Origin of the sequence: uncultured Porphyromonas sp. (assembly GCF_938046015.1) — a bacterium.
Lineage (GTDB): Bacteria > Bacteroidota > Bacteroidia > Bacteroidales > Porphyromonadaceae > Porphyromonas.
The window spans coordinates 1-2,255 of sequence record NZ_CALIXW010000022.1; the positions used below are offsets into that span (position 1 = coordinate 1).

General features: G+C 55.8%; 2 protein-coding genes and 1 pseudogene. All 3 read right to left on the reverse strand.

What is annotated here, in order from left to right:
• Window positions 1–100 precede the first annotated feature (100 nt).
• Window positions 101–847 carry a 2,3-diphosphoglycerate-dependent phosphoglycerate mutase gene (gpmA, locus tag Q0248_RS02550; protein ID WP_299319372.1) on the reverse strand — a complete coding sequence of 249 codons (747 nt, stop codon included), beginning with the start codon at window positions 845–847 and terminating at the stop codon, window positions 101–103.
• 72 nt (window positions 848–919) lie between these two features.
• The gene (locus tag Q0248_RS02555) at window positions 920–1,555 is read right to left on the reverse strand and encodes an HAD family phosphatase (protein ID WP_299319374.1); all 636 of its coding nucleotides are present in this window, start codon (window positions 1,553–1,555) and stop codon (window positions 920–922) included.
• Window positions 1,556–1,582: 27 nt separating this feature from the next.
• Window positions 1,583–2,255: pseudogene (locus tag Q0248_RS02560) on the reverse strand (PglZ domain-containing protein); the annotation flags it as partial.

A 2,255-nucleotide genomic window follows, 5' to 3' on the forward strand; every position in this document is an offset into this window, starting at 1 on the left:
AAAAGCAGAGCGCGCCAGCATCCCGATCGGGATGCTGGCGCGCTCGCTTGCTTTATAGAACTCGGTCCCTAAAGGGTGAGGCTAAGCCACCGAAAGGATCTTAGGCCTTCTTACCCTGGTTGGCAACAGCCTCCATGAGCTTCTTGATCTCCTCTGGATCGCCGAGGAAGTAGTCCTTGACGAGGTTGAGCTGATCGTCAAACTCGAAGACGTAGGGTACAGCCGTGGGCAGGTTCAGCTCGATGATCCCCTCATCCGAGATCCCCTTGAGGACCTTGATGATACCGCGCAGGCTATTGCCGTGTGCAGCGACGAGGACGTCGTCATGCTCCATCAGCGAGGGGAAGATCTCACCCTCCCAATAAGGCAGCGTACGCGCTACCGTGTGGCAGAGCGCCTCCGTCAGAGGGAGGTAGGCAGGTACGACACCTGCGTAGCGGGGGTCAGCCTGAGGTGCGCGCTCATCCGTGATCGCCAGAGGCGTGGGGGGCACGTCGTAGCTACGGCGCCAGATCTTGACCTGAGCATCGCCATACTTCTCTGCCGTCTCAGCCTTGTTCAGCCCCTGCAGCATGCCGTAGTGCTTCTCATTGAGGCGCCAGCTCTTGGATACGGGGATCCAGTCGAGGTCCATGACGTCGAGGATCTGGTTGAGCGTCTTGATGGCGCGCTTGAGGTAGGAGGTATAGGCCTTAGTGAAGTGGAAGCCGTTCTCCTTAAGCAGAGCCCCAGCCTTCTTTGCTTCCTCTACGCCCTTCTCAGACAGGTCGACGTTCGTCCAGCCCGTGAAGCGGTTTTCCTTATTCCACACGCTCTCGCCGTGACGGATCAGTACGATTCTCTTCATGATGTGATATTGATACTTATAGTGAACTAATAATCTGCTTGCATGTGCTTGCGGCTACAAAGATAGCCATTCTTAGCCGCGCGCGTTGAGCTCGGCGAGGAGCTTGCGGACGGGCTCGCGCCAGTCTTCGCCGTTCTTGGGGCAGTAGGTGTGGATACCGAACTCTGCCGCCATGGCCACATTGGCGGGGCCGTCGTCGAGGAAGAGTGTCTCCTCGGGCTTCATATCGCCCTCGCGCAGCATCGTCTCGAAGATACGACGGTCAGGCTTGACCATCCCCATCTCGCAGGAGGCGAACTTCTTGACGCAATAGGACGATAGGGTACGTCCATTGGGTAGGAAGCGGTCGCTCTCACAGAAGTCCATAACGTAGGGATTGGTATTCGACAGGATGAAGATCCGGTAGTCACCGAGCTCCTCCTCCACGAAGTCGAACTTGTAGGCATCGACCTCGCGCAGGAAGCCGAAGTAGGCGTGCGCGATCTCCTCGTAGCTCAGCTCGCGGCCCGCACTACGGCTCAGGGCGGCGCGGAACTCAGGCTCCGTCATGCGCCCATCCTCCACCTGGAGGAAGTAGCCACTCTGTAGGTAGGGGTCGAGCATCTCGGCCACATTAGGCACGCCTAGGGCATCGAAGCGGCGCAGAGCCTCCTCGCGATCGAGGTAGAAGAGCACGCCACCGAGGTCTAATACTATGTTCTTGATCATCTAGATAAATAATGAGTATAGGGGCTACTACTTGGGGCTCATCGTAATCAGCGGCACGAGCATCTCCTCGAGCGAGATGCCACCGTGCTGGAAGGTATCACGATAGTACTGCACGTAGTAGTTGTAGTTGTTGGGGTAGGCAAAGAAATCGTTCCCATAGGAGAAGACATACTTGTCAGAGAGGTTTACTTGGGGTAAGCCAATCTTAGCAGGTACTGCGATTTCATATACCTCCTTGGGATTATACGATAGGGACTTGCCTACCTTGTATCTGAGGTTGGTGTTCGTGTTCTTGTCTCCGATGATCTTCACTGGGTTGTTCACTCGGATGGTACCATGGTCGGTCGTGAGGATGACTCGATAGCCCATCTCTGCGATATGCTTGAAGAGGTTATAGGTTGTGGAGTGGCGGAACCAACTCTTCGTCAGCGAGCGGTAGGCAGCCTCTGTGTTGGCTAGCTCTCGGATCATCTTGCTCTCGGTACGTGCATGCGAGAGCATATCGACGAAGTTAAGGACGATGACGTTCAGCGGATACTGCTTGAGACTATTGAGACTGCCGAGGAGACGCTCGCCGAAGCGGGCTTCTTAGACCTTGTTGTAAGAGAACGAATAGTTCTTTCGGTAGCGCTGGAGGAGTGTCTGGATCATGGGCTCCTCATTGAGGTTCTTCCCTTCTTCGCTCTCCTCGTCGACCCAT